24 protein-coding genes are annotated in these 26,916 nt (G+C 70.7%); 8 read left to right on the forward strand and 16 right to left on the reverse strand.

The annotated features are described in order from the left end of the window. Window positions 1-135 precede the first annotated feature (135 nt). Window positions 136-1,794 (reverse strand): thiamine pyrophosphate-binding protein, encoded by a 1,659-nt coding sequence (locus tag NH287_RS05395; RefSeq protein ID WP_253034782.1) that lies wholly within the window; start codon window positions 1,792-1,794, stop codon window positions 136-138. A 170-nt stretch (window positions 1,795-1,964) separates the two neighbouring features. On the opposite strand from NH287_RS05395, the gene NH287_RS05400 reads away from it, so the two are divergent. After that, window positions 1,965-2,309 carry a DUF6054 family protein gene (locus tag NH287_RS05400; protein ID WP_253034783.1) on the forward strand — a complete coding sequence of 115 codons (345 nt, stop codon included), beginning with the start codon at window positions 1,965-1,967 and terminating at the stop codon, window positions 2,307-2,309. A 187-nt stretch (window positions 2,310-2,496) separates the two neighbouring features. Here NH287_RS05400 and NH287_RS05405 read toward each other — a convergent pair whose 3' ends face one another. Then, complete coding sequence (locus NH287_RS05405) at window positions 2,497-3,930, reverse strand: helix-turn-helix transcriptional regulator (RefSeq protein WP_253034784.1); 1,434 nt, start codon at window positions 3,928-3,930, stop codon at window positions 2,497-2,499. 110 nt (window positions 3,931-4,040) lie between these two features. Between NH287_RS05405 and NH287_RS05410 the strand changes: the two genes are divergently transcribed. Next, window positions 4,041-5,942: a phosphoenolpyruvate carboxykinase (GTP) gene (locus NH287_RS05410; protein ID WP_253034785.1), complete on the forward strand. Its 1,902-nt coding sequence runs from the start codon at window positions 4,041-4,043 to the stop codon at window positions 5,940-5,942. An 89-nt stretch (window positions 5,943-6,031) separates the two neighbouring features. Here NH287_RS05410 and NH287_RS05415 read toward each other — a convergent pair whose 3' ends face one another. Next, window positions 6,032-7,906 carry an ABC transporter ATP-binding protein gene (locus tag NH287_RS05415; protein WP_253034786.1) on the reverse strand — a complete coding sequence of 625 codons (1,875 nt, stop codon included), beginning with the start codon at window positions 7,904-7,906 and terminating at the stop codon, window positions 6,032-6,034. A gap of 59 nt (window positions 7,907-7,965) precedes the next feature. On the opposite strand from NH287_RS05415, the gene NH287_RS05420 reads away from it, so the two are divergent. The 3 genes from NH287_RS05420 to NH287_RS05430 are packed head-to-tail and all read left to right on the forward strand — an operon-like array spanning window position 7,966 to window position 10,603. Then, window positions 7,966-8,907, forward strand: a complete 942-nt coding sequence (locus tag NH287_RS05420; RefSeq protein ID WP_253034787.1) for an ABC transporter ATP-binding protein — start codon at window positions 7,966-7,968, stop codon at window positions 8,905-8,907. Beyond that, window positions 8,904-9,785, forward strand: coding sequence for an ABC transporter permease (locus NH287_RS05425; protein ID WP_253034788.1), 882 nt, complete (start codon window positions 8,904-8,906; stop codon window positions 9,783-9,785). Before NH287_RS05420 ends, NH287_RS05425 begins: the two co-directional genes overlap by 4 nt. Then, the gene (locus tag NH287_RS05430; protein ID WP_253034789.1) at window positions 9,782-10,603 is read left to right on the forward strand and encodes an ABC transporter permease; all 822 of its coding nucleotides are present in this window, start codon (window positions 9,782-9,784) and stop codon (window positions 10,601-10,603) included. The genes NH287_RS05425 and NH287_RS05430 overlap by 4 nt, the downstream gene beginning before the upstream one ends. Window positions 10,604-10,606: 3 nt before the next feature. Here NH287_RS05430 and NH287_RS05435 read toward each other — a convergent pair whose 3' ends face one another. From NH287_RS05435 to NH287_RS05470, 8 genes are all read right to left on the reverse strand, one after another. After that, window positions 10,607-11,599 (reverse strand): NADP-dependent oxidoreductase, encoded by a 993-nt coding sequence (locus tag NH287_RS05435; RefSeq protein ID WP_253034790.1) that lies wholly within the window; start codon window positions 11,597-11,599, stop codon window positions 10,607-10,609. 127 nt (window positions 11,600-11,726) lie between these two features. Continuing rightward, window positions 11,727-13,175 carry an MFS transporter gene (locus NH287_RS05440; RefSeq protein ID WP_253034791.1) on the reverse strand — a complete coding sequence of 483 codons (1,449 nt, stop codon included), beginning with the start codon at window positions 13,173-13,175 and terminating at the stop codon, window positions 11,727-11,729. Window positions 13,176-13,345: 170 nt separating this feature from the next. Further along, window positions 13,346-13,693 carry a Fe-S protein gene (locus NH287_RS05445; RefSeq protein WP_253034792.1) on the reverse strand — a complete coding sequence of 116 codons (348 nt, stop codon included), beginning with the start codon at window positions 13,691-13,693 and terminating at the stop codon, window positions 13,346-13,348. A 63-nt stretch (window positions 13,694-13,756) separates the two neighbouring features. Next, window positions 13,757-14,230, reverse strand: coding sequence for a 6,7-dimethyl-8-ribityllumazine synthase (gene ribH, locus NH287_RS05450; protein ID WP_253034793.1), 474 nt, complete (start codon window positions 14,228-14,230; stop codon window positions 13,757-13,759). Beyond that, window positions 14,227-15,507, reverse strand: a complete 1,281-nt coding sequence (gene ribA / locus NH287_RS05455; protein ID WP_217531041.1) for a GTP cyclohydrolase II — start codon at window positions 15,505-15,507, stop codon at window positions 14,227-14,229. Before ribA ends, ribH begins: the two co-directional genes overlap by 4 nt. After that, window positions 15,504-16,151: a riboflavin synthase gene (locus NH287_RS05460; RefSeq protein WP_217531042.1), complete on the reverse strand. Its 648-nt coding sequence runs from the start codon at window positions 16,149-16,151 to the stop codon at window positions 15,504-15,506. Before NH287_RS05460 ends, ribA begins: the two co-directional genes overlap by 4 nt. Continuing rightward, complete coding sequence (gene ribD, locus NH287_RS05465) at window positions 16,151-17,170, reverse strand: bifunctional diaminohydroxyphosphoribosylaminopyrimidine deaminase/5-amino-6-(5-phosphoribosylamino)uracil reductase RibD (protein ID WP_253034794.1); 1,020 nt, start codon at window positions 17,168-17,170, stop codon at window positions 16,151-16,153. The genes NH287_RS05460 and ribD overlap by 1 nt, the downstream gene beginning before the upstream one ends. A 278-nt stretch (window positions 17,171-17,448) precedes the next feature. After that, on the reverse strand, window positions 17,449-18,408 hold the full coding sequence (locus tag NH287_RS05470) for a sugar-binding transcriptional regulator (RefSeq protein ID WP_253034795.1): 960 nt from the start codon (window positions 18,406-18,408) through the stop codon (window positions 17,449-17,451). Between the two features lie 130 nt (window positions 18,409-18,538). Here NH287_RS05470 and NH287_RS05475 point away from each other — a divergent pair, with 130 nt between their 5' ends. Both NH287_RS05475 and glpK read left to right on the forward strand, forming a co-directional pair. After that, a complete protein-coding gene (locus tag NH287_RS05475; RefSeq protein WP_253034796.1) occupies window positions 18,539-20,236 on the forward strand; it encodes a glycerol-3-phosphate dehydrogenase/oxidase in 1,698 nt (565 codons plus the stop codon). A gap of 54 nt (window positions 20,237-20,290) precedes the next feature. After that, window positions 20,291-21,823 carry a glycerol kinase GlpK gene (glpK, locus tag NH287_RS05480; RefSeq protein ID WP_253034797.1) on the forward strand — a complete coding sequence of 511 codons (1,533 nt, stop codon included), beginning with the start codon at window positions 20,291-20,293 and terminating at the stop codon, window positions 21,821-21,823. A gap of 1 nt (window position 21,824) precedes the next feature. Here the strand turns inward: glpK and NH287_RS05485 are convergent, their stop codons facing one another. Further along, window positions 21,825-22,688, reverse strand: a complete 864-nt coding sequence (locus NH287_RS05485) for an Fpg/Nei family DNA glycosylase (protein ID WP_217531047.1) — start codon at window positions 22,686-22,688, stop codon at window positions 21,825-21,827. 43 nt (window positions 22,689-22,731) lie between these two features. Next, window positions 22,732-23,289, reverse strand: coding sequence for a GNAT family N-acetyltransferase (locus tag NH287_RS05490; RefSeq protein ID WP_253034798.1), 558 nt, complete (start codon window positions 23,287-23,289; stop codon window positions 22,732-22,734). Between the two features lie 336 nt (window positions 23,290-23,625). Between NH287_RS05490 and NH287_RS05495 the strand changes: the two genes are divergently transcribed. Continuing rightward, window positions 23,626-24,354: an endonuclease domain-containing protein gene (locus NH287_RS05495; protein ID WP_253034799.1), complete on the forward strand. Its 729-nt coding sequence runs from the start codon at window positions 23,626-23,628 to the stop codon at window positions 24,352-24,354. 112 nt (window positions 24,355-24,466) lie between these two features. Here NH287_RS05495 and NH287_RS05500 read toward each other — a convergent pair whose 3' ends face one another. Genes NH287_RS05500 through NH287_RS05510 form a run of 3 tightly spaced genes read right to left on the reverse strand, consistent with a single transcriptional unit; the run spans window position 24,467 to window position 26,800 of the window. Then, window positions 24,467-24,916, reverse strand: coding sequence for a hypothetical protein (locus tag NH287_RS05500; RefSeq protein ID WP_253034800.1), 450 nt, complete (start codon window positions 24,914-24,916; stop codon window positions 24,467-24,469). Further along, the gene (gene trpS, locus NH287_RS05505) at window positions 24,909-25,913 is read right to left on the reverse strand and encodes a tryptophan--tRNA ligase (protein WP_082886045.1); all 1,005 of its coding nucleotides are present in this window, start codon (window positions 25,911-25,913) and stop codon (window positions 24,909-24,911) included. The genes NH287_RS05500 and trpS overlap by 8 nt, the downstream gene beginning before the upstream one ends. A 47-nt stretch (window positions 25,914-25,960) precedes the next feature. Then, window positions 25,961-26,800 carry an exodeoxyribonuclease III gene (locus NH287_RS05510; RefSeq protein ID WP_253034801.1) on the reverse strand — a complete coding sequence of 280 codons (840 nt, stop codon included), beginning with the start codon at window positions 26,798-26,800 and terminating at the stop codon, window positions 25,961-25,963. Window positions 26,801-26,916 lie beyond the last annotated feature (116 nt).

The raw sequence follows: 26,916 nt of genomic DNA on the forward strand, positions 1-26,916 counted from the left end.
CGCAGTCGCGCCAGAAACGATCGATTTCGGGACGAGTGTCAACCCCGGCCCGTCGACGTCGACACGCTGGCTCGCGGTCGGTCGGCGGGCCGGCCTCGAGGGCCGCCCCGACTCCCGCACCTGACGGTTCGCGCCTCAGCGCCGCAGGTTCACCTGCAGGATCTCCTCCTGGTACGGCGCGCGGACGGCGCCGGACACGCGCAGGTCCAGCAGCAGGAACGGGCGCTCGTCCTCCGGCAGCTCCCGCCAGTGTGCGAGCGCGTCGAGGTCGTCGAGGGTCCGCACGACGACGCCCTCGGCACCGACGGCGCGGGCGAGGCCGGCGAAGTCGACCTCGGGGATCTCCATCGGCCCGCGCGCCAGTCCCATCACCCCGTACAAATGCACCTCGGCGCCATACGCGCCGTCGTTCCACACGACCGCGAGGCCTCGGCCGCGGGCGACCCGGACGGCGGACTCGAGGTCGGCGATCGCCATGAGTCCGCCGCCGTCACCGGTCGTGAGAACGATCGTCGACTCGGGACGCGCCGTCGCCGCACCGGGGACCGATGGGAAGCCGAGCCCGATCGACTGATACGCGGTGCCGACCATCATCATTCGGTCGGGTGAGGCGACCGGCCAGAACATGTTGGCCCAGCCGATGAAGTGACCCCCGTCCGAGACGACGACGCGGTCCTCGGGCAGCAGCTCCGCGATGGCCGCCGCCGCGCTGCGGGGATCGAGCCGGCCGTCGGGGGCGATCCCGTCGCCGTGCTCCCGCGCGCGCAGTGCGGCGACGTCGACGCCTTCCCGCCAGCGCGACGCGCCGCCGCCGAGACGCTCGAGCTCGTCGGCGATCGCCCGCGCGGCGAGGGCGGCATCCGCCCGCAGGTACCGGCCGACCTGCGGATGCGTCGCCGCGGGTGCGACGTCGACCTGAACGATCGTCGCGTCGGGGGCGAACAGTTCGCCGAAGCGCATCGTGAACTGGTTGAGCGAGGCGCCGAAGACGACGACGACGTCGGCCTCGCGGACCGTCGCCATGGCCCGCTCGGCCCCGAAGCCGCCCGTGACCCCCAGGTCGAACTCCGCGCGCGGGAAGATTCCCCGGCCGAGGGCGGTGGATGCCGTCAGCGCGCCGGCTGCGTCGGCGAGACGTCCGAGCTCGTCGCCGGCCCCCGCGGTCCATGCGCCGCGGCCGGCGAGCAGCAGGGGTCGCTCCGCCGCGGCGAGCAGACGCGCGATCGTCGCGACGGTCGCCTCGGCGTGCGCACCGGTGGGTACGAGCGGGGCGGGCAGCACCGGATCGGGTGTCGCGGGGATCTCGCCCGCCTCGCGGCCGCCGACGTCGTAGGGGATCGCGAGGACGACGGGGATGCGGAACGACAGGGCGTGCTCGATGGCGATGACCGTCGTGGCCGCGGCATCCGTCCGTCCGACCGTGTAGGTGCGGACGCCGACGGCTGACGCGAGCGAAAGCTGGTCGACGTCCCACGGCCGCGAACCCGAGGTCGGTTCGTCGCCGACCACGAGCACGAGCGGCACCCGCGCCTGTGCCGCCTCGGCGAGCGCGGTGAGCGTGTTCGTGAACCCGGCGCCGTAGGTGGCGGTCGCGGCGGCGAGCCCGCCCCCGGCCCGATGGTGCGCGTCGGCGGCGACGACCCCGCCCGCCTCGTGGCGGACGGCGGTGAAGGTGACGTCGTCGCGACGCTCGAGGGCGTCGAGGACGAGGGCGTTGCCGTTGCCCATCACGCCGAAGACGTGGTCGATGTGGGCGGCGAGGGCGGAGGCGACGTGGGCGGCGACGGTGGGCATGGCTGCTCCTGGAGACGATGACGACGGATGCCGTATGTGTCTCGCTCCCCGCGGCGTCGCGGGTGGCTGCGTGCCCCTTTTCCGAGCACCAGGGTCGGTCGCGCCCCTGGACGGCATTCAGTGTAGCCACGATGCGTGCGGGAATCACGCCCGCGTGCCACACTGCGGTCATGCTGCAGACGATGGAGATCAGCCTCACCCCGTTCGACGCGGCACGCATCGTCCTCGACCACGTGCAGTCGTCGGGCGTGACGGTCGAGTGCGTGGGGCAGCACGCCACGGCGACGGAGTCCGGTCACCAGATGGCGCTGCTGATCTTCGAGAAGTACTACATGCGCACGAGCAGTCGCGCGTCCCTCACGGTCGTGATCGAGAACCTCGCCGGCCCGACGAAGGCCGTCTTCCGCGGATCCGGCGGCGGCGAGGGGGCGCTGTTCCGCTTCGACTGGGGCGCGAGCGCCGACTTCGCCTCCAGCGTGATCGACGCGCTCGAGCCCTACGCGACGTCGGCCTGAGCGGATTGGATGCCGAGATGACGGATGCCGCGACGGTCCGCGCGCACCGGCTCCGCTCGCACCTGCTCGCCTCGCCCGCGGCGAGCGTCGTGGAGGTCGCCGAGCATCTGGGCGCCCTGCAGGCGCAGGACTTCAGGCGAACCTCACTCGCGCTACACCCGTCCCGCGGCGGCGATCAACACGACGTTCACGCGTGTCGGTCGAGGAACGCATACACCTCGCCGTCGTCGACTCCGGGGAACATCCCGCGCGGCAGCGGCGAGAACATCTGCATGTGCACGCGGGCGCTCGGCCACGCCTTGCCCTGCCAGCGTTCGGTGAGATCGGCGTCAGGCCGCCGGCAGCAGGCCTCGTCGGGGCAGGTCGACGTGGCGCGCTTCTGCGTCTCGCGCCCCCGGAACCAGCGGGCATCGTCGAAGGGTACGCCGACGGTGATCGAGAACTCGCCCTCGGCGGTCGTTCCCGTCTGACTCGAGCACCAGAAGGTGCCGCCGGGGGTGTCGGTGTACTGGTAGTGCTCGGTCGTGCGGTTCTGCTCGGCGAACGCCGACCGCGCCGCGAACTTCCGACAGACGACCTGACCCTCGACCGAGCCGGTGACGTCCATGGGCAGCGGGAGACCGTCGTTCTCGTAGACGCGGTTGATGGCACCCGCCCCGTCGACGCGCAGGAAGTGCAGCGGGATGTCGAGGTGCTGCGTCAGGAGATTCGTCAGCCGCATCCCGGCCGCCTCGTGCGTGACGCCGAACGCGTCGCGGAAATCCTCGACGGCCAGGTTGCGCTCCTTCTTCGCCTGCGACAGGAACGCGACGGATGCCGTCTCGGGCATGAGGCAGCACGCGGCGTAGTAGTTGATCTCGAGGCGCTGCTGCAGGAAGTCGGCGTAGTCCGTGGGTGGGGCGTGCCCGAGCAGGCGGTGCGCCATCGCCTGCAGGGCCATCGAGCGCAGGCCGTGTCCGCCGGGGATGGATGCCGGGGGCAGATAGATCCGGCCGTTCTCCAGGTCGGTGACCGAGCGAGCGGAGTGGGGGAGGTCGTTCGCATAGATCAGCTCGAAGCCCAGTTGTTCCGCCATGATGCTGACGGTGCGGTGGGTGAGCGCACCGGTCGTGTGGCCGGCTGCCTTCAGCTTCTTCTCCGCGAGCTTCTCGATGTCGGGCAGATAGTTGTTCTGCTCTCGCATCCGCAGTCGCAGTTCCGTGTTGGCGCGACGTGCCTCCTCCGGGGTCGCGATCGACTCGCGCTCCCGGCGCTCGAGTTCGCGGTGGAGCGCGAGGATCCCCTCGATCGTCTCGTCCGTCATCGTCTTGGTGACCTTGACGGGCGCCACGCCCAGGCGGCGGAAGACCGGGCTCTGCTGCGCGCGCTCGAGCTCGAGCTCGAGCGCGGCCCGCCGGTTCGGCGGCTCGTTCGAGAGCAGGTCGGTCACATCGGTCCCGGTCGCCGTCGCGATCGCCTGCAGGACCGACAGTTTCGGCTCGCGCTTGCCGTTCTCGATCAGGCTGAGCTGGCTGCCGGCGATGCCGACGATCGCCCCGAGCTCGTCGAGCGTGTACCCGTGGGCCTGGCGCTGATGACGGATGCGGTGGCCGAGGGTCGAGAGCTGGAGGGGCGTCGCCATGATCTTGAGCCTAGCGAAAAATTTCGGATTCTTTACGTCGAGAATCCCGGAAAGCGCCGCGATCCACCCGGCACAGTGGAACCACGACCACCCCGACCGAGGAGCGCCGAATGGCCATCGCAGACCTGTTCACCCGCCCCACCCCCACCGCGCCCACGCCCGCGGCGCACACAGCCGCGGCGGCGCCCACCGGCATCCGCCCCACCGTCACGGGTGAGGGCATGGCGGCCCTGCACGCCTGGGTCGACGAGATCGCCGCCCTCACGCAGCCCGCCCGCATCCACTGGGTCGACGGCTCCGCCGCCGAGAACGAGGCGCTCCTGCGCCAGCAGGTCGACGAGGGCAAGCTCATCAAGCTCAACCCCGAGTGGCGGCCCGGTTCGTACCTCGCCCGCTCGCACCCGAGCGACGTCGCCCGCACCGAGGCGCGCACCTTCATCGCGTCGGAGCGTGAAGAGGATGCCGGGCCCACCAACAACTGGATCGCGCCCGACGAGATCCGCGCCACCATCACGCCCCTGTTCGAGGGCAGCATGCGCGGTCGCACGATGTACGTCGTCCCGTTCTCGATGGGAGCCGTCGGCGGGCCGCTCTCGCACATCGGCGTGCAGGTCACCGACAGCGCCTACGCGGTCACCTCGATCGGGATCATGACGCGCGTCGGCGCGTCGGTGCTGGAGCAGATCGCCGACGGCAAGCCCTGGGTGAAGACGGTGCACTCCGTCGGCGCTCCGCTCGCGCCCGGCGAGCAGGACGCCGCCTGGCCCTGCAACGACGAGAAGTACATCGTGCACTTCCCCGAGACGCTCGAGGTGTGGTCCTTCGGCTCGGGCTACGGCGGCAACGCGATCCTCGCGAAGAAGTGCTTCGCGCTGCGCATCGCGTCGGTCATCGGCCGGGACGAGGGCTGGCTCGCCGAGCACATGCTGCTCATCCGCGTCATCGACCCGGCCGGCAAGTCCTACCACGTCGCCGCCGCGTTCCCCTCGGCCTGCGGCAAGACGAACCTCGCCATGCTCCGCCCGACGATCCCGGGCTGGCGCGTCGAGACCCTCGGCGACGACATCGCCTGGCTGCGCCCGGGCGAGGACGGACGCCTCTGGGCGATCAACCCCGAGGCCGGCTTCTTCGGCGTCGCGCCCGGCACCGGTGAGTCGACCAACGTGACGGCGGTCGACACGCTCTGGGGCAACACGATCTTCACGAACGTCGCGCTGCGCCCCGACGGCGACGTCTGGTGGGAGGGTCTCACCGACGAGACACCCGCCGAGCTCACGGACTGGGAGGGCAAGCCCTGGACCCCGGCATCCGGTCGTCCCGCCGCCCACCCGAACGCGCGCTTCACCGTCAGCGCCAGCCAGTGCCCCCAGATCGCCGAGGACTGGGATGCCCCCGAGGGTGTGCCGCTCGACGCGATCCTCTTCGGCGGACGCCGCGCGACCAACGTGCCGCTCGTGGTCGAGGCGACCGACTGGACGCACGGCGTGTTCATGGGTTCGAACATCTCGTCGGAGCGCACCGCAGCCGCTGAGGGACTCGTCGGCGAGCTGCGCCGCGACCCGTTCGCCATGCTGCCGTTCTGCGGCTACAACATGGCCGACTACTTCGCCCACTGGCTGAAGGTCGGGCAGCAGCTGCGCTTCGACCGCGCCCCGCGCATCTTCCAGGTCAATTGGTTCCGCAAGGGATCCGACGGACGCTTCCTGTGGCCGGGCTTCGGCGACAACGCGCGCGTCATCGACTGGATCATCCGCCGGATCGACGGGTCCGTCGGCGCCGTCGACAGCCCCGTCGGACGCCTGCCGCGCACCGAGGAGCTCAACCTCGCGGGCATCGAGGTGCCGCAGGCGGATCTCGACGAGCTGTTCGCGGTGGACCCGGCATCCTGGCTCGCCGAAGCCGACCTCACCGAGGAGTTCTACCGCACCTTCGGCGGCAAGGTCCCCGCGGCCCTGTACGCCGAGCTCGCCGCCCTCCGCTACCGCCTGCAGCGCACCCAGCCGCGCGCCTGACGCGCCGCGTTTCGGCCGTCGATCCGACGCGAACTGCTGTTCTCGGATGCCGGGAGCCGCCGTTCGCGTCGGCTCGCGGTGCGTTCGGGTCAGACGAGCAGCTGGCGGGCGGCGAGGTCGCGGTAGAGCGGCACGTCGCGGATGAGCTCGTCGTGCGTGCCCTGGCCGACGACGCGGCCGTGGTCGAGGACCACGATGAGGTCGCTGTCGACGACGGTCGAGAGCCGGTGGGCGATCACGACGAGCGTGCGGCCGGCCGCGACGGCGTCGATCGCCTCCCGCATCCGTTGCTCATTGAGCCCGTCGAGCGACGACGTCGACTCGTCGAGCAGCAGGATCGGAGGAGCGGCCAGCAGCGCCCGCGCGATCGCGAGGCGCTGGCGCTCGCCGCCCGAGAGCATGACGCCCGCTTCGCCGACGGGTGCCTGCAGGCGGAGTGGTGAGCGCTCGAGCACGTCCGTCAGGTTGACGGCGGCCAGGACCCGTTCGCAGTCCGCGTCGGAGGCGTCGGGTGAGGCGAGCCGCAGGTTGTCGGCGATCGTGCCGGCGAGGGTCGGGGCGTCCTGCTCGACGTAGCCGAGGCGGGCGCGCAGCGAGAGCCGGTCGAGCGCGCGGGCGTCGACCCCGTCGATGAGCACAGCGCCGGCCGTCGGGTCGTAGAACCGCTCGATGAGGGCGAGGGTCGTCGACTTCCCGGCGCCGGACGGGCCGACGAGGGCGACGCGGGACCCGCGCGTCACCCGGAACGAGACGCCCCGCAGCACCGTGGCCTCGGGCTCCGGCTCGGCGTCCTCGGGCAGGGGCGCGCGCGCGTCCGCGAGGGTCTTCAGCGCCTCGTCCTGCGCGCTGCGTCGGGCGCGGACGACCGCTTCGGGGTAGGAGAAGTGCACGTCGCGGAACTCGATCGCCGCCGTGCCGTCGGGGGAGGGGGTGACGGCGGATGCGGCAATCGCGGCATCCTCTGCCGTCTCGTCCGGCAGGTCGAGGACCTCCTGGATGCGGCCGAGCGCGCCGAGGGCCTGGTTCACCGACGTGATGGCTCCGAAGAACGAGGCGAGCGGCTGGACGAGGAAGAAGAGGAACATGACGAACACGACTAGCTGGGCGATCTCGATCGCGCCCGACGCGACGCGGAAGCCACCCACGCCGAGGACCACGAGGAGCGACACCTGCAGCGCGATGCCCGCGACGGGGACGACGATCGCCGACGCCTTCGCGACCGACACGCCGGCGTCGTACGCCTCGCTCGCGGTGGCGGAGATGGCGGCCTGCTCGCGGGATTCGGCGCCGGATGCCCGGATCGTGCGGATCGAGCCGATCGCGCGTTCGACACCCGAGGCGAGGGCGCCGACCTTCTCCTGCTGCACGGACGTCGCTCGGCGGATGCGTCCGCTGAGGACGCCGACGACGGCGGCCGAGGCGCCGATCACGACCACGATGAGCAGCAGCAGCACCGGGTCGATCACGAGCATCGCGACGATCGCGCCGACGAAGATGAGCGCGTTGCCGATCGAGTCCGCGAAGCCCTGCGTGAGGACGGCGTAGAGCAGTGTCGTGTCGGTGCCCACGCGCGAGACGAGGTCGCCGGTGCGCCGCGCGTCGTACTCCTGCACCGGCAGGTGCAGAAGCTTCGCGATCAGACGTCGCCGGCTCGAGTAGACGACCGCGGTGCCGGTGCGCTGCAGGAGGTAGTGCTGGAACCCGCCGATGAGGGACGAGACGACCACGAGGCCCACGAGGACCCAGACGAGGATGCCGAGGGCCTGTCCGGCCTGCACGCGCCCGATGACGTCGCCGACGAGGACCGGCTGGACGAGGGTGGCGGCCGCCTCGAGGACGCTCAGGACGGCGACGACGACGAGGACGCCCTTGTGCTCGAGCAGGAACGGGAGGAGCTGGCGGAGGCTGGCGCGGGGACCGTCGTCCTTCGAGGGGCGACGCAGACCGCGGCGGGGCGTGGACATCCCTCTATCTTCCCCCTCGCGGCTGAGGGGATGTCCGATGCCGTCGGTAGGGTGGTGCGGTGCCAGAAGCCGTGATCCGCGCCGAGAGCCTCGTGAAGGCCTACAAGACCAAGGGCAAGCCCGACTTCGTCGCCGTCGACGGCCTGTCGTTCGAGGTCGCGCCGGGCGAGTCGTTCGGACTCCTCGGTCCGAACGGCGCGGGCAAGTCGACGACGATGAAGATGATCGGCGCCGTCTCGACCCGCACGAGCGGCGATCTCTCGATCCTCGGGCTCGATCCCGACCGCTACGGACCCGAGATCCGGTCCCGCCTCGGGGTGGTTCCGCAGCAGGACAACCTCGACGGTGAGCTCAACGCCCGCGAGAACCTGTACATCTACGGCCGGTACTTCGGGCTTCCCGGCAAGGTGTGCGCAGAGAAGGCCGACGAGCTGCTCGCCTTCGCGCAGCTCGAGGACAAAGCCAAGAGCAAGGTCGACCAGCTCTCCGGCGGCATGAAGCGTCGCCTCACGATCGCCCGCGGACTCATCAACGACCCCCGCATCCTGCTCCTCGACGAGCCGACGACGGGGCTCGACCCGCAGGCTCGGCACGTCCTGTGGGACCGCCTGTTCCGCCTCAAGGAGCGCGGGACGACCCTCGTCCTCACGACGCACTACATGGACGAAGCCGAGCAGCTCTGCGACCGGCTCGTCGTCGTCGACAAGGGGCGCATCATGGCCGAGGGGAGCCCGGCCTCCCTCATCCGCGAGCACTCCAGCCGCGAAGTGCTCGAGGTGCGCTTCGGGTCCCACCGCAACGAGCAGGTCGCGGCGCAGCTGCAGGGGGTCGGCGATCGTATCGAGGTGCTGCCCGACCGCATCCTCGTGTACGCGCACGACGGCGAAGCGGCGCTCGAGCGCGTCACCGCGGCGGGCCTGCAGCCCCTCACGAGTCTCGTGCGCCGCTCGAGTCTGGAGGACGTCTTCCTCCGTCTCACCGGACGGTCGCTGATCGAATGAGCGGGACGACCCCGTCGGTGCAGCCGACGCTCGACGAGTTGCGCGCTGAGGCCCTGGAGTGGGGCCGCAAGCCGCGCCGGCACGGCAGCTGGTACGTGACCGAGCACATGGTCCGCGCGATGCGCGCGTACGGGTGGACGATCGTCGTCGGCGCCCTCGGGCAGCCGGTGCTGTATCTGCTGGGTCTCGCGGCGGGTCTCGCCGCCCTCATCCAGGCGCCCATCGACGACCGCGGCGTGCAGGTGGACTACCTCGTGTTCGTCGCCCCTGCCCTCCTCGTCACGGCGGCGATCTCGGTCGCCTCCGAGGAGATGACCTACCCCGTCATGGCCGGGTTCAAGTGGCGGCGCTACTTCTTCGGGTTCAACGCGTCCGCTCTGTCGAGTCCACAGATCGCGAACGGCGTGGTCATCGGCGCCGCCGCCCGCATGGCGTTCGCGGTCGCGGCGTACTACCTCTTCATCTGGCTTCTGGGCGCCCTCGGCTTCGGGTGGACGACCGTGCCCCATCCCGAGACCGGCTGGCTCGCGATCCCGGCGGGTCTGCTCGCGGGCCTCGCCTTCGGCATCCCGCTCATGGCGTACGCGGGTTCGATCGAAGACGACAAGGGGCAGTTCGCGCTCGTGCAGCGGTTCATCTTCATGCCGATGTTCCTGTTCTCGGGCACCTTCTACCCGCTCGAGGCCCTGCCCGGCTGGCTGCAGTGGATCGGGTGGGTCTCGCCGCTGTGGCACGGCGCCGAGCTCGGCCGGCTGGCGACCTACGGTGCCGCCGTGCCGCCGGTGCTGATCGCCGTCCACCTCGCCTACCTCGTCGTGCTCGCGGGCGTCGGCTATCTGTGGGGCCGCAAGGTCTTCGTCGAGAGGCTTGCGAAGTGAGCGCCGCGACGGTGCAGGCCACCGCGCGTCGCGGGGGAGTGCGGGCGCTGTGGGCGGGCAACCCCGGCGCGGTCGTGCAGCGCGGCTTCCTCGCCGCCCGGTCGTCGAGTTGGGCCGTCGTCCTCTCCGGGTTCTTCGAGCCGGTGTTCTACCTGGCCTCGATGGGCCTGGGGCTCGGGTCGCTCATCGGCGACGTCGAGACATCGCAGGGCATCCCGGTGAGCTACGCCGCGTTCATCGCTCCCGCCCTCCTCGCCGTCTCGGCGATGAACGGGGCGATCTACGACTCCACCTGGAACGTCTTCTTCAAGCTCAACTACGGCAAGCTCTACGAGGGGATGCTGGCGACGTCGCTCGGTCCGCTCGACGTGGCCCTCGGCGAGATCCTTTACGCGCTCCTGCGCGGTCTGCTCTACGCGACCGGGTTCATGATCGTCATGCAGATCCTCGGGCTGAACCTGGCGTGGACGGCGATCCTCGCGATCCCGGCGGTGCTGCTCATCGCGTTCGGCTTCGCCAGTCTCGGCATGGCCGTCACGAGCTACATGAAGACGTTCCAGCACATGGACTGGATCAACTTCGTCCTGCTGCCCATGTTCCTGTTCTCGGCGACCTTCTACCCGATCACCGTGTACCCCGAGTGGGTGCAGTCGATCGTCATGGCGCTGCCGCTCTGGCACGGCGTCGAACTGATCCGCGGGCTGACCACCGGCATCCTGTCGGCGGGCATGCTGTGGCACGTCCTGTACTACGTCGTGATGATCGCGGTCGGACTCGTCTTCACGACGAAGCGCCTGCGCGCGCTGTTCCTCGACTGAGGGTCAGCGTCCCGATTCCATGACCTCGCGCGCCTTGCGGATGCGGCGGGGGTTGACCGGATGCGTCGCGAGCACGACCTTGCCGCGCGAGTGCAGCTTCTGCAGGTCGTCGTATGCTTCGGCGACGTCGGCGAGCGGGTAGAAGCCCGACACGAGGACGTTGACCGCCCGCTTCTCGGCGAGCTCGACGACCTTGCGCAGCTGGTCGGTGCCATGGGCGACGGCCGCGGGGTCGTCCGACAGCAGGGCGACCTCGCGATCGCGACGGTCGGCGCTCGAGCGGAACTTGCTCGTGGGGACGCCGAGGGCTTCGGCGATCTCGTGTCCGTCCTGCCCGAAGTTGTCGATGTACGCGCTGACCCCGTCGGGGGCGAGGGCGCGGATCCGGTCGACGATCCCCTCGCCGTAGCGCACCGGCTTCACACCGAGCTGACGCAGGTAGTCGAAGTTGCGGTCGCCGCACGTCCCGATCACGCGAGCACCGCGGTGCATGGCGATCTGCGCCTCGACGCTGCCGACACCGCCCGCCGCGGCTGAGACGACCACCGTGTCGCCGGCGCCCACCTTGAGTTCGTCGAGGATGTCGAGGGCCGTCGTGCCGGCGAGGTAGAGACCGCCCGCGGTCTCGAACGTGACGTTCTTGGGCTTGCGCACGAGCCGGTCGGTCGACACCGTGAGGTGGCTGGCCTGCGCTCCCGAGCGGACGTGACCGACGACGTCGCTGCCGACGGGGAACCCCGCCGTGTCGGGGCCGACAGCGATCACGGTGCCGGCGAAGCAGCTGCCTGATCGGCGGGGGAACGGGTCGTCCCATTCCTTCTCGGCGCCCGAGCGGACGAAGCCGTCGATGTGGTTGAGGCCCATCGTCATGACCTCGACGGTCACCTCGCCCGGGCCGGGCTCCGGAAGCGGGCGGGTGACGAGGTGGAGCACCTCGGGTCCGCCGGTCTCGTCGTACTCGACGACCGATGCCTGTGTGACCTTCTTGCTGGCCATCGTCCACTCCTCACGTGCCTGTGAGGCCGACGATAGCCCTGCGCCCGCACGGAGGGGAGCTCTTGACAGACGGATGCCGCGACCCTCCCGGTGGGGTGGGGCGCGGCATCCGCTCGTGAGGGTCGGGTCAGCGTGCGCCGAGGTCGACGTGTCCGATGTTCGTCTCGTACTCGACGTCCTTCGTCTCCTTCGACAGCCACAGGGCGATGAAGGTGAGGACGGCCGAGCCCGACAGGTAGACGCCGACGAGCCACGGCGATCCGCCGGCGGCGGCCCAGAGGGCGGTCGCGACGATCGGGGCGAGCGCGGCGCCGAGGATCGACGACACGTTGTAGGAGATCGCCGACCCGGTGTACCGGACGTTCGTCGGGAACAGCTCGGGGAGCAGGGCACCCATCGGGCCGAACGTCGCACCCATGAGCATGAACCCGAAGATCAGGAAGGCCTGCACGAGGGCGCCGCTGAACTTCGGGTCGAGCTGGGGCAGGAGGAAGACGTTGAAGAGCAGACCGAAGACGGCGATCGCCCCCGTGATCCACAGCAGCAGGCGGCGACGGCCGATCGTGTCGGCGACGGGGCCCGAGAGCAGCGTGAAAACGCCGAAGAAGACGACACCGACGATCTGCATGATGACGAAGTCGGTGTACCCGAACCCGAGGCCCGGCACGTAGGTGGCCGCATCGAACGCCGTGCCCGCAGCCTCCGCTGCGGCGGCGGCTCCCTCGGCCGTGGCCTTCGTGCCGTAGGCGAGGGTGAAGCTCGTCATCAGGTAGAAGAGCACGTACGTGGCGAGCATGATGAACGTGCCGAGGATCAGCTGCTTCCAGTGGCGACGGACGACCTCGCCGAGGGGGAACTTGCGGATCGCGCCCGTCTTCTCGGCCTTGGCGAACGTGTCGGACTCGACGAGCTTGAGACGCACGTACAGGCCGACGATCACCATGACCGCCGAGAACAGGAACGGCACGCGCCAGCCCCAGGCGAGGAACTCCTCGCTGCGCTGCGCGGGGCCGTCGGGGTGCGGCAGCAGGAAGTAGATCACCAGGAACACCGTGTTGGCGATGATGAAGCCGATCGGCGCGCCGAGCTGCGGGAACGTGCCGTACCAGGCGCGCTTGCCCTTCGGGGCGTTCTCGGTCGCGACGAGTGCGGCACCCGACCACTCGCCGCCGAGGGCGAAGCCCTGCGCGAGGCGGAGGACGAGCAGCAGGATCGGGGCGAGCACGCCGACCTGGTCGAACGTCGGCAGGAGGCCGATGACGAAGGTCGCGACACCCATTGTGAGCAGCGACCCGACGAGGGTCGCCTTACGTCCGAACTTGTCGCCGAAGTGGCCGAAGATGACGGCGCCGACGGGGCGGGCGACCATGGCGGCGCCGAAGATGCTGAACGAGAGCAGCAGGTTCGTGGTGTCGTTGCCGGCGGGGAAGAACAGGATGGGGAAGACGAGGACGGCGGCGGTCGCGTAGACGTAGAAGTCGTAGAACTCGATCGTGGTGCCGATCAGGCTCGCCGTGATGACGCGGGAGCGGGGATTGGCGGGTGCGGCGGATGCCGCGGGTGCTGCGGATGACATGCGGGGGACCTTCGGAACGAAGCGGTGGGTCCTCATGGGACGCGTCGGCGGCGGACGTCCTCGCAGGGGTGACGCGAGGACATCACAGCTCTGGGATCACCGAGGCGCCGACGGAGTCGCCGGCGCCAAACCTCAAGCCTACTCCCGCATGTCCCCGCGAGCGGGGGTCGTCACCAGATGACCGCGAGCCCGGCGTTGAGGACGGTGAGGATGCCGATGGGCCAGAAAATCCCGGCGGGCACCGACCCCGACTTCCGCAGGCGTCCCGCGCCGGCACCGAGGAGGCCGCCGATGAGGACGAGGACGACGAGCTTGATGCCGATCTTGGCGTAGTTCAGGTCGTGGTCGAGACCCCACGGCGCCGAGAGCGCGAGGCCCGCGACGAGTGCGATGCCGAGGCCCCAGTGCATGATGCGCGTCACTCGGCGCTGTCCGACGAGTTCGACCACCCACGCCCCGAAGAGCGTCGCGAAACCGACGAGGTGGACGAGGACGACGATGCTGCGCAGGATCTCCATGCCCTCAGGCTACCTGAAGGTCGAAACCCCGCGCAGCACCGAGAAGGCGTGACGCGTCGCGCGTCAGCCGCGGAGGTCCCGCAGGACGAGCGCGGTGCGGATGGCGGCATCCGCTGCTTCTGCGCCCTTGTCCTCCTTCGAGCCTGCGAGGCCGGCGCGGTCGAGGCCCTGCTGCTCATCGTCCAGCGTCAGCACGCCGAAGCCGACGGGCTTGCCGGTGTCGAGAGCGACGCGGGTGAGTCCGTCCGTCGCGGCGGACGAGACGAAGTCGAAGTGCGGGGTCCCGCCGCGGATGATGACGCCCAGCGCGACGGCCGCGTCAGCGCCGGCGTCGAGCGCGGCCTTGGCGGCGACGGGCAGCTCGAACGAGCCCGGTACGCGCACGAGGCGCCACGTGGCGCCCGAGGCGTCGAGGATGCGCTTCGCGCCCGCGATGAGGCCGTCGGTGATCGTGTCGTGCCACTGCCCGGCGATCACGACGACGGACAGGCCGCTCGCGTCGACCGCTTCGGCCCGGGGTGCTCCGTGTCCGCTCATGCGGTGTGCTCCTCACTGTGCGCGAGGGCCTCGCGCAGTTCGTCGGCGTCGATGATGTGGCCCATGCGGTCGGCCTTCGTCGCCAGGTACTGATGGTTGTTCGCGCCGACCCCGACCAGCAGGGGCACCTGGTCGACGATGGTGAGACCGAGGGCACGCAGCTGCGCGACCTTGTCGGTGTTGTTGGTCAGCAGACGGATCTGCTTCACGCCGAGGTCGGACAGGATGCCGGCGGCCGCCGCGTAGTCGCGGGCGTCGGCCGGCAGGCCGAGCGCGAGGTTCGCGTCGACGGTGTCGAGCCCCCGCTCCTGCAGGCTGTACGCGCGCAGCTTGTTGATGAGGCCGATGCCGCGGCCCTCGTGGCCGCGCATGTAGATGACGACGCCGCCGTCCTGCTCGATCGCGTCGAGCGCCGCCTCGAGCTGCGGTCCGCACTCGCACTTGAGCGAGCCGAACGCCTCACCCGTGAGGCACTCGGAGTGCACGCGCACGAGCGGTGCCTCCTCGGTGAGGTCGCCCGAGACGACGGCGATGTGGTCGGTGCCGGTGATCCGGTCCTTGTAGGCGAGGAAGCGGAACTGGCCGTGCGAGGTGGGGACCGTCGCCTCGGCGCGCAGGCTCACGCGGCGCTTGGCGGTGTGGTCGGTGTGGGCGGCGGTACCGTCGCCGTCGGCCGCGCTGACGTGCGCGATGAGCTGCTCGATCGTGATGACGGGGATGCCTTCGCGCTCGCCCATCTCGAGGAGCCCCGGCATCCGCATCATGCTGCCGTCGTCGGCGACGACCTCGCCGATCACGGCGACCGGCTGCAGGCCCGCGAGCTGCATGAGCTCGACGGCGGCCTCGGTGTGGCCGGCGCGCTCGCGCACGCCGCCGTCGACGGCGCGCAAGGGGAGTACGTGCCCCGGGCGGATGAGCGAGGACGGCACCGAGTCCGGGTCGGCCAGCACGTTGGCCGTGCGGGCGCGGTCCGAGGCGCTGATGCCGGTCGTGACGCCCTCCGCCGCGTCGACGCTCACCGTGTACGCCGTGCTCCGGGCATCCTGGTTCTGCTCGACCATGGGAGGCAAGTCGAGGCGGTCGGCCCAGTCGGCGGGCATCGGCGCGCACAGGAATCCGCTCGACCAGCGGATGGTCCATGCCAGCCACTCCGGCGAGGCGAGCTCGGCGGACAGGATGATGTCGCCCTCGTTCTCGCGGCTCTCGTCGTCGGCGACCAGGATCGGTCGGCCTTCCTTGAGGGCTGCCAGGGCGTCGGGGATGGACGAAAGGCTCATCGGGAGCCTCCTTCTTCTGCGGACGGGATGCCGTCGGTTGAGGCGAATCGGAGCAGGCGCTGCACGTGCCGCGCCAGGATGTCGGTTTCGAGGTTGACGCGGTCGCCGGGGGCGAGCGTGCCGAGGGTGGTCACCTCGAGCGTCTCGGGGATGAGGGAGATCTCGAACCAGTGCGACGCGGCGTCGGGCTCGGACACGTCCGAGACGGTGAGCGAGACGCCCTGGACCGTGATGGACCCCTTGTCGACGACGAGCGGGGCGAGGTCGGCCGGCAGCGAGACGCGGATGACGCGCCACTGCTCGCCGGGGCGGACCTCGAGGACCTCGCCCGTGCCGTCGACGTGTCCCTGCACGATGTGCCCGCCGAGGCGCGTGTGCGCGGCGAGGGCACGCTCGACGTTCACTCGGGAGTCGACCCCGAGGGTGCCGAGCGTCGACATGTCGAGCGTCTGCTTCATGACGTCGGCCGTGAACCCCTCGGAGGTCTGGTCGGTGACCGTCAGGCAGACGCCGCTGATCGAGATCGAGTCGCCCCGCTGCGCGTCCGAGACGGCGAGGGGCGCGCGCACGGTGAGTCGCACGCCGTCGCCGGAGGGCTCGATCGCCGTGATGACGCCCTGTTCTTCGATGATGCCGGTGAACATCAGGCCTCCTGTGGGGTGAGGGTGACGAGGATGTCGTCGCCGAGTCGGTCGACGCCCGTGATGTCGAGGCGTCGCTGCTGGGAGATGGTCGCGACGCCGATGTCTCCGACCGCGAGGCGGTCGCCGCCGATCAGCGTCGGTGCGATGTAGACGAGGAGCTCGTCGACGAGCCCCTGGCGCAGGAAGGATGCCGCCAGTGTCGGGCCGCCCTCGATGAACACACGCTGGGCGCCGAGCTCGCGGAGGCGGTCCAGCAGGTCCCGCAGGTCCTCGCCCTCGTCCTGCATGAACGGGCGCGGGTGCTTCCGCACCCGCGCCTCCTGCGGCACGGCGCGGACGCCGACCACGACGGGTCGGGGCTGGTCCTCGTAGAGTCCGCCGTCCTCGCGCCGTGCCGTCAGTGCGGGATCGTCCGCGAGGACGGTTCCCGTCCCCACCACGATCGCGTCCGCCAGCGAGCGTCGGCGGTGCACGTCGGCGCGGGCCTCGGGTCCCGTGATCCACTGGCTGGTGCCGTCGGATGCCGCGGCCCGCCCGTCGAGCGACTGCGCCCACTTCAGGGTCACGTGGGGCCTTCCGAGGCGCTGCACGGTCAGCCACGACGCGATGATCGTCTCGCCCTCGTCGCGCAGCACGCCGCCCTCGACCTCGACGCCGGCGTCGCGGAGCCGCGCGGCGCCCCCGGAGGACACCTCGCCCGGGTCGTCGACGGCGTACACGACGCGGGCGACGCCGGCCTCGATGAGCGCGACCGCGCAGGGGCCGGTGCGCCCGGTGTGGTTGCACGGCTCGAGGGTCACGACGGCCGTCGCGCCGCGCGCGGCATCCGGTCCGAGCTTCGAGAGGGCGTCGATCTCGGCGTGCGGCGTCCCCGCGCCGTGATGCCAGCCCTCGGCGAGCACCTCACCCGCGGGGGAGAGGATGACCGCGCCGACCTGCGGGTTGACCCCCCGCGGTCCACGCTGAGCGAGCGCGAAAGCGTGGCGGAGCGCGGCGCGCTCTGCGTCGGTGGCACTCATCCGGATCCTCACGATGGGGTGCTCCGGGGCGCGGGCGCGTCAGGCGGTCCCGCAGGGTCGCTGCAGGCGCCCGTGCTGCCTCCCATCCGGACTAGCGACTCGCGTCGCATCACCGTCGGTTCCGGATTTCCACCGGATCAGCAGGACCTCGGGTCCCGCTCGCGGACTGTCACCGCCGGTTCGGATTCCCACCGACCCCGGAGCACGTTTCTTGCTCTCGAAGTGTAGTCAACCGGGATGACGCGGATTCATTCCCCGTCATCTCTTGACGCGGACGCTCATCCGGTCAACGCGCGGGCGGTGGCCTCGTCGACGACGAGCTCGGTGACCAGCCGCGCCGCGAGCGCACCCCGGAGGCTGTCGCGTTTGTCGACGCCCGACACGATGCACACCCGGCTCGGCACGCGACGCAGCACCTCGAAGCGGGGCCCGGTCGCCCTGTCGTTCAACTCGATCCCGCGGGTCGACCCGTCGAGGCGGTAGAAGACCGTGGCGACGTCGCCCACCACGCCCTCGCGGTCGAGCGCCGCGAGCTCCTCGGGTTCGAGGTAGCCGCCGGAGTACACGTGGCTGGGGACGCGCGAATCCGCCGCCCCCACGCTGAAGACGACGAGGTCCATCGCCGCCTGCATGGCCAGGATGCGGGTGGTGCTCCGCTCGCGCCACATGGCCTGCTTCGTGCGCGGATCGTCGAAGAACGCGGGCACCGGGAACTGCTGCGCGCTGCCGCCGTAGGCGACGGCGAAGCGGCTCAGGATGTCGCTCGCATACAGCAGGCCCGTGGTGCGGGTGTTCCCGGAGCCGTTCAGCTGCACGAAGGTCGTGCCGTGCACGGCCTTGGGGACGAGGCGGCGGCTGACCGCGGCGGTGGTGGATCCCCACGCGACGCCGACCGTCGCATCCGCTTCGATGAGATCGCCGAGCAGGTGCGCCGCGGCGGTCGCGACCCGCTCCAGTCGCTCCACCTCGCTCGCGTCGTCGGGGACCGGGACGACGTGAGCGGTGATGCCGTAACGATCGGCGAGCTCCTGCTCCAGCAGCTGCGGAGCGGCGAAGGGGGAGCGGATGCGGATGTCGACGATGCCCGTCGCGCGGGCGCGCGACAGCAGACGCGAGACGGTCGACCGCGAGGTGCCGAGCTCCCGGGCGATGGCCTCCATCGTGCGGTCCTGGACGTAGTACAGGTGCGCCGCGGTGAGCGCGCGTCGGATGTCGTCGGGGTCCAGGGTCTCGTCCACGGATGACAGTGTGCACGTATGTGCAACCGGACTGCAATCCCGTCCACCGCTGTCATCATGGTCCCATCGGCTTCTTCGGAAGCGGTCTGAGGCAAGCGGGGCGAGAGCCCGGCAGAAGTGGGAGTGTGACGTGGATACCGAGACCCGACAGGCGACGACGGCGCTGCGCGAGCGGCCGCAGGCGGACGTGCTCATCATCGGCGGCGGCATCAACGGCGTCGCGACCTTCCGCGACCTGGCGCTGCAGGGCGTCGACGTGGCTCTCGTCGAGCGCAGCGACTTCCTCTCCGGTGCGTCGGCGGCCTCGAGCCACATGATCCACGGCGGCATCCGTTACCTCGAGAACGGCGAGCTCCGCCTGGTCCACGAAGCGGTCACCGAGCGCAACGACCTCCTGACGACGGCGGCCCACTACGTGCGTCCGCTGCGGACCACCGTGCCGATCTTCTCGACGTTCTCGGGTCTGCTCTCCGCGCCGCTGCGCATGGTGCTCCACCGCAAGACCGCCTCCACCGAGCGCGGCGCCCTCCTGATCAAGGTCGGCCTCATCATCTACGACTCGTTCTCGCGCGGCGGCGGCCGCGTCCCGCGGCACACCTTCCGCGGTCGGCGCCGCTCGCTGCGGGAGCTCCCCGACCTGAACGCCGACGTGAAGTACACGGCGACCTACTGGGATGCCTCCCTCCGCGAGCCCGAGCGCCTCGGCCTCGACCTCGTCCGTGACGGCGTCGCGCTCGGCGGCAGCCGCGCCCGCGCCGCCAACTACACCTCCGCGGTCGGAGTGGACGGCGGCAAGGTCGTCCTCCGCGACGAGGTCACCGGCGAGGAGTTCCCGTTCGCGGCATCCGTCGTCCTCAACGCGGCCGGCCCGTGGACCGACCTCGCCAACGAGGCCCTCGGCGACGCGACCCGGTACATGGGCGGCACCAAGGGCTCGCACATCGTGCTCGACCACCCCGAACTGATGCAGGCGACCGGTGGTCGGGAGATCTTCTTCGAGCACTCCGACGGTCGCATCGTGCTCATCTACCCGCTCAACGGTCGGGTCCTCGTCGGCACGACCGACCTCGAGCACGACATGTCCGAGCCCGCCGTCTGCACGGAGGAGGAGGTCGACTACTTCCTCGACCTCATCGGCCACGTCTTCCCGTCGATCCCCGTCGACCGGTCCCAGATCGTGTTCCGTTACTCGGGCGTCCGCCCGCTCCCCGGTCACGGCGACATGGCCGCAGGTTTCGTCTCGCGCGACTACCGCATCGAGGAGGCGACGCTGCCGGGTTCCGACGGCGTGCCGGTGCTCAGCCTCGTCGGCGGCAAGTGGACGACCTTCCGCGCCGTCGCCGCACGCCTGGCCGACGAACTGATGTCCCGGATCGGACGCACGCGGGTCCGCTCGACGAAGGGGCTCCCCATCGGCGGCGCCGTCGGCTTCCCCCGCACCGACGCCGAGCGCGACGCCTGGGTGCACCACCACCTGTCGGACTTCGGTGCCGAGCGCGGCACCCGTCTGCTGCACCGCTACGGCACGCATGCCCTCGCCGTGGCAGCCTCGCTCCGGCAGGACGCCCAGGACGCACCCCTCAGCTCGCTGCCCCGCTTCAGCTCGGGCGAGTTCCGCCACATCGCGCGCACCGAATCGATCGTGCACCTCGAGGACATCCTGCTGCGCCGCACCAACATCGCGTTCCGCGGCGAGGCGACCCCCGAGGTCGTCGAAGAGGTGGCCGACGCCGTCGCGGATGTGATGGGCTGGGATGCCGCGACGCGCCGCACCGAGATCGATCGGGCGCTCGCCGCGGTGCACGCCGCCGATCCCGTCGCCGTCTGACGCCGGCATCCCCGTCGCCGCACCGGCGATGAGCACTCGAAGAGGAGACGAGACGTGACCGATCACGTGATCGCCATCGACCAGGGAACGACCTCGACACGAGCGATCGTGTTCGACGGGGAGGGCACCCTCGTCGCGACCGCGCAACGGGAGCACGAGCAGATCTTCCCCCGGGCCGGCAGGGTCGAGCACGACCCGGTCGAGATCTGGACGAACACCGAATGGGTGCTCGCCAACGCGCTCGGGCAGGTGGGCCTGTCCGCCGCCGACGTCGCCGCGATCGGCGTCACCAATCAGCGCGAGACGGCGATCGTCTGGGACCGTCGCACCGGCCGGCCGATCCATAACGCCCTCGTCTGGCAGGACACCCGCACGCAGCCCGCGATCGACCGCCTCATCGAGGCGCGCGGGGTCGACGCCTTCGCCGAGGTGACCGGGCTCCCGCTCGCGTCGTACTTCTCGGCGTCGAAGATCGCGTGGATCCTCAACCACGTCGACGGGGCGCGCGAGGCGGCACGCCGCGGCGACCTGCTCTTCGGGACGCCCGACACCTGGGTCGTCTGGAACCTCACGGGCGGCAGCGACGGCGGCATCCACATCACCGACGTCACCAATGCGAGCCGCACCCTGCTCATGGACCTGGCCACCCTCGACTGGTCGGACGAGATGCTGCAGGTGTGGGACATCCCCCGCGAGATGCTGCCCGAGATCCGCTCGTCGTCCGAGGTCTACGGCGAGGTCGTGCAACCGCGCGTCGCGCGCGGCATCCGCATCGCCGGCATCCTCGGCGACCAGCAGGCGGCGACCTTCGGTCAGGCCGCCTTCGACGCCGGGCAGTCCAAGAACACCTACGGCACCGGCAACTTCCTGCTCGTGGGCACCGGTACCGAGCTGGTGCGCTCGGATGCCGGCCTCATCACCACGGTCGCCTACCGCCTCGGGGACGAGCCGCCGCACTACGCGCTCGAGGGCTCGATCGCCGTCACCGGTTCGCTCGTGCAGTGGCTGCGCGACAACCTCGGGATCATCTCCGAGTCCACCGAGGTCGAGCGGCTCGCCCGCACCGTCGAGGACAACGGCGGCGCCTACTTCGTGCCCGCCTTCTCGGGCCTGTTCGCGCCGTACTGGCGCCCCGACGCCCGTGGCGCGCTCGTCGGCCTCACCCGCTACGTCACGAAGGCCCACATCGCGCGGGCCGCTCTCGAGGCCACCGCGTTCCAGACGCGCGACGTCATCGCGGCCGTCGTCTCCGACACCGGTCGCGAGCTCGAGGAGCTGCGCGTCGACGGCGGGATGACGCGCAACGACCTGCTCATGCAGTTCCAGGCCGACATCCTGGGCATCCCCGTCGTCCGCCCGAAGGTCGTCGAGACCACGGCCCTCGGCGCCGCGTACGCCGCGGGACTGGCCGTCGGCGTCTGGTCGGGGAAGGACGCCCTGCGCGGCTACTGGCAGGAGGACCGCCGGTTCGAGCCGCAGATGGATCCCGACGAGCGGGACCGCCGCTGCCGCCTGTGGGCGAAGGCCGTCGAGAAGTCCATGGGATGGGTCGACGACGACGCGCGCGTGCTCGCCGGGACCGTCTGAGCTATTTCAGCAGCCGCGACAGCCGACGGTCGGCGAGGATCTTGCCGCCCGTCTGGCACGTCGGGCAGTACTCGAGGCTGTTGTCGGCGAAGAAGACCGACCGCACCTCGTCGCCGCACACCGGGCACGCCTCGCCGCGGCGGCCGTGGACGGCCATCCCGCGCCGTTTGGCGTCCTTGAGGTCGGCGGGCGGTTTGCCGGATGCCGCGGCCACCGCCTCGGCGAGCGTCTGCTGCATCGCCGCGTAGAGCCGATCGATCTCGGCATCCGTCAGCGTTGCCGCCAGGGCATAGGGAGACATCTTCGCGGCGTGCAGGATCTCGTCGGAGTAGGCGTTGCCGATGCCGGCGATGATCGACTGGTCGCGCAGGACGCCCTTGATCTGCGTCCGGCGTCCGGCGAGGAGCTCCGCGAGCGTGTCGCGGGTGAATCCGTCGTCGAGCGGATCGGGACCGAGGCGTGCGATCCCCGGGACGTCGGCGGGGGAACGCGCGGCGTAGTACGCGAGCGACTTCTTGGTGCCGGCCTCCGTCAGGTCGAAGCCGGAGCCGTCGTCGAAACCCACCCGCAGCGCGATCGGGGTCTTACCCGGCCGGATGACCGTCGCCGGCAGCTGGTCGTACCACCGCAACCAGCCCGCCTTGGCGAGATGGAAGATGAGGTGGGCACCGGCATCCGTCTCGAGGTCGACGAACTTGCCGTGCCGCTGCGCACCCGTCACCGTCGCGCCCGTCATCGCGTCGATCGGGGGGTCGTACGTCTTCAGCGCGGCGATGTTCGCGACCGACACCTTCGTGACGGTCAGTCCCGTCGCGCGCTCGCGGAGGAAGTCGACCAGTCCCTGCACCTCGGGCATCTCAGGCATGCGGTCATCCTGCCACCCCGGTCCGACGGCGGTGAGGGGGTTGTCAGATCACCGGCCAGGGCACCGGGGTGCGGTCGTCGGTCGGCAGGAGCCCTGCGATCCAGCCGTCGTGGCGTCCGCGGGGGTCGTTCAGACCCTGCCGGAGGAGGCCCTCGTACCGGAAGCCGAGCTTCTGAGCGACGCGCGCCGACGGGACGTTGCCGACGATCGCGCGCCACTGGATGCGCGCGAGCCGGAGCGGTTCGGCGAAGCCCGCGTCGATCACGGCGGTCGCCGCCTCGGTGAGGTAGCCGTGGCCGCGGGCCGCGGCATCCATCCAGAACCCGATCTCGGCGGACCCCTGCTTCTCGAACCGGTGCAGCCCGATCATGCCGATCCAGCGGCCCTCGAGGCGGATGCCCCAGGTGAGCTCGCTCTCCTCGTCCCACCAGGCGGCCGCCTTGGCGATGAACTCCTCGGCGTCGCGACGCTCGTACGGCGCAGGGAGCGTCGTCCACCGCGGCACCTCCGGGTCCTGCGCCGCGGCGGTGATCGCATCGACGTCGGCGTCGGTCGGCACCGACAGTTCGAGACGCTCCGTCCGCAGGGTCACCGGTTCCATCCTCCGACCCTATCCACGCACGTGCCGTCTTCCGTTCCGGATGCAGGTGCAGATGCGCCGTGGACGGCGCTCGTCGATGTATTCGCCTTCTCCTCCTGCATTCGGCACGGAGACTCCTCCCCGAGGTCGTCTTCGGAACGACCGACCACATTTCCCGCCGAAGCAGGCTGCGCACTGGGCGGTGTCGGGGAGCGTCGTCGCATGACCTCGTCGCACGATCGGCGTGCCTTCGCCGCCGAAGCAGAGACCCTCCTCGCCGTCCGGTCACAGACCGCGCACGAACTCCGTTCGGCAGGGATGTCGAAACGGTCGATCGCACGGGCTGCGGCGGATGGCATGATCCTGGCGGTCCGTCGCGGCCGGTACGTCGCCTCGGACGCGCCGGTCGATGTCATCCGCGCCGCGCGCGTCGGCGGTCGACTGACCTGCGTGAGCGCGCTCCGGCTCTTGGGGATATTCACCCTCGCATCGGAGGATCTGCATGTGCACGTCCCGCCGCACGCGGCTCGCCTCCGGATACCGCAGGAGGGAGCCTTCCGGCACTGGTCGCCACCGATCGGGCAGCGACCTTCCGGCGCCGGCATTTCTCACCCATGGGACCTCCTCGCCCACGCGATCGTCTGCCAGCCACCCGCGGCGGCTGTGGCGACCCTCGACAGTGCCCTGCACCGGGGCCTGGTCGCTCCGTCTGAGCTCGATCTCGTCTTCGCCGCCGTGCCTCGGAAGTACCGCGTCATCCGGAATCTGCTCGACGGCCGAGCCGAGTCCGGGCCGGAGTCGTTGATGCGCCTCATCTTGCGTCGCCTCGGCGTGAGGGTGGAGTTGCAGGTGAGGATCGACGGCGTGGGGAGGGTCGATCTGCTCGTCGACGGATGGCTTGTCGTCGAGTGCGACAGTGATGCGCACCATTCCGGTCCGCTCGCCCACCGGGTCGACCGAGGCCGCGACCTGGCGCTCGCTGCACTCGGCTACACGACGCTTCGGCCGATGGCGGCCGACATCATGTGGAATCCCGACCGGGTGGTTGCAGCGGTGGGGGGATTGCTGCGCGCGCGGCGACGCTGACGCTGTGCCGAACGCAGGTTCAGCGTCGGTGATGCGGTCGGAAACGTCCTGAATACGCGTCTGAACCTGCATCCGGTACGCGAACCGTCGTGCACTCCGCGCTCGTGCGGCGTCAGCCCTCGGGGTGCTGCTGGATCCAGACCGCCATCGCGGCCAGGTTCGCCAGCGGGGCCATGGCGCCGATCGCGGGGGCGTCGAACACCATCGAGGCGACGCCGGCCTCGGCGTAGGAGGCGACCCATCCGGCGGCATCCGGCAACGGCACGGCCAGCAGCCTGCCGGTCTCCTCGGGCGGGATGCCGAAGCCCGCCGCAGCGGCCTGTGCACGCTCCGGCGTCGAGAAGGCGAAGATCGCCGGACCCTGCTCGGTCGAGGCGGCGAACGGCGTGGGCTCCTGGTCGGTGCCGCGGGCGATGAAGATCCACTTCTCGAGCGCGAACACCGCCCGCCACAGGCGTTCCTGCGCGGCGCGGTCGTCGGGCGCGGCCATGGACGGGCCGGCCGCCGCGTCGATCGCGGCGACGAGCTCCGGCGCGGGGTTGAGCCTCGGTTCCTCAGACACGTCGCAGCAGTCCGAGCTTGTCGTACACGTCGTTGAGGGTGCGGTCGGCGACCTCGTCGGCGCGCGCCGCGTTGGCGGCGAGCACCCGGTCGAGCTCGGCCGGGTCGTCGAGCAGTTCGAGCGCCCGCTCGCGCACGGGACCGAACTCCGACACCACGACCTCGGCGAGGCCCTTCTTGAAGTCGCCGTAGCCGCGGCCGGCGTACTCGTCCTCGATCGAGGGGATCTGCCGCCCCGTCAGGGCGGCGTAGATCACGAGCAGGTTCGACACCCCGGGCTTGGCCTCGCGGTCGTACCGGACGACACCCTCCGAGTCCGTGACGGCGCGCATGACCTTCTTCGCCGACTTCGACGGGTCGTCCAGCAGCCAGAGCACACCGGCATCCGATTCGGCGGACTTCGACATCTTGGACGTCGGGTTCTGCAGGTCGTAGATGCGGGCGGTGTCCTTCTGGATCACCGGCATCGGCACGCGGAACGCCTCGCCGTAGCGGCCGTTGAAGCGCTCCGCCAGCGTGCGGGTCAGTTCGACGTGCTGCTTCTGGTCGTCGCCGACGGGCACGATGTCGGTCTGGTACAGCAGGATGTCGGCGGCCATGAGGATCGGATAGGTGAACAGGCCGACGTTCGTGGCATCGGTGCCGTAGCGGGCCGACTTGTCCTTGAACTGGGTCATCCGGTTCGCCTCGCCGAAGCCGGTCACGGTCGACAGCACCCAGGCGAGCTCGGCGTGCGCACGGACGTGCGACTGCACGTACAGCGTCGACTTCGACGGCTCGATGCCCGCGGCGATGTACTGCGCCGCGGTGCGCCGGGTCTTCTCCCGCAGCTCGGCGGGGTCGTTCGGCTGGGTGAGGGCGTGCAGGTCGACGACGGAGAAGAACGCGTCGTAGGACTCCTGCAGGTCCCGCCACTGCATGAGCGCCCCGATGTAGTTGCCGATCTGGAGGGAGTCGGCGGAGGGCTGCATTCCGGAGTACAGGCGGGGTTTGCTCACCCTACGATCCTAGGCGCGAACGGATGCCGCGCCCCTCGCCGCCGGCTTCAGCCGCCGAGCGTGTAGTCGGCCACGACGGGAGCGTGGTCGCTCCAGCGCGTGTCCCAGGAGGGCGCCCGGACGACGTGGTAATCGGTCGCGCGGGTCGCGAGTTCGGCGGTCGCGAGGTGGTAGTCGATGCGCCAGCCGGTGTCGTTGTCGAACGCCTTGCCGCGGTTCGACCACCACGTGTACGGCCCGTCGATCTCTCCGGCGAACGAGCGCCCGACGTCGACCCAGCCGAGGCCGCGGCCGGTCTCGCCGTCCACGGTGGTGACGGTCTCGCCCACGGGTGCGGTGAACCGGTCGAAGTACGCCCGCTCGCGGGGCAGGAACCCGGCCTTCTTGACGTTGCCCTTCCAATTGCGGATGTCGAGCTCGCGATGGCCGACGTTGAGGTCGCCGGTGATGAGCGCGAGGTCGCCGAGGTGCGGCATCCGCTCTTCCATCGCGTCGAGGAACGCGTACTTGGCGTCCTGCTTCTCGGTGCCGGCCTCGCCGGTGAAGACGTAGGCGCTGACGACGGTGAGGGTCTCGCCCTCGACCTCGATGTCGGCTTCGACCCAGCGTCCCTTCGAGTCGAGCGTGTCGTCGCCCAGCTCGATGCGCCAGACGTCCAGCGGCTCGCGGGCGGCGATGGCGACGCCGGCGCGCCCCTTCGCGAGGGCTTCGTCGTTCACGATGTGCCAGCCGGGCAGGGCGGCGGCGAGATCGGATGCCTCGGCCCGCACCTCCTGCAGCGTGAGGATGTCGACCCCCGCCGTTTCGAGCCAGCCGTGCATGCCCTTCCGGGCGGCGGCGCGGATGCCGTTGACGTTGACGGAGGCGATGCGGACGGTTCGAGGCACGCCTTTCAGCCTAAGCGGGGCCGCCGACACCGGTCGTGCCGCGGGTCTGCGCGAGCAGGTCCTCGGCGCGGCGCAGGTCCCGGCGCGCGCCGGGGCGTTCCCACCAGCGCGAGTGC

The sequence above is a fragment of the Microbacterium sp. CnD16-F genome, from assembly GCF_024124465.1.
In the GTDB taxonomy this organism is placed as follows: Bacteria; Actinomycetota; Actinomycetes; order Actinomycetales; family Microbacteriaceae; genus Microbacterium; species Microbacterium gawkjiense.